At 44.5% G+C, this 265-nt stretch carries 1 rRNA gene; it reads right to left on the minus strand.

What is annotated here, in order from left to right:
- A 5S ribosomal RNA gene (rrf, locus tag AEA42_RS21580) occupies window positions 1-81 on the minus strand; the annotation flags it as partial.
- Window positions 82-265 lie beyond the last annotated feature (184 nt).

Genomic DNA, 265 nt, shown 5'->3' on the forward strand with positions numbered 1-265 from the left:
CACACTACCATCGGCGCGATTGCGTTTCACTTCTGAGTTCGGGATGGGATCAGGTGGGACCACAATGCTATTGTCACCAAGCAAATTTGGTATCTACTCCCCATCTTATGTGGGCAGTAAATGAATTTGGAAAGCTGGTTTGAGTATCACTTCTTAAGTGTTTCTATTCGTCTAAGTGCTACTTAGCAAAACCCATCTGGGTTGTATGGTTAAGCCTCTCGAGTCATTAGTATCAGTTAGCTCAACGCCTCACAACGCTTACACA

This window comes from Shewanella sp. Sh95 (assembly GCF_001308045.1).
GTDB lineage: Bacteria > Pseudomonadota > Gammaproteobacteria > Enterobacterales > Shewanellaceae > Shewanella > Shewanella xiamenensis.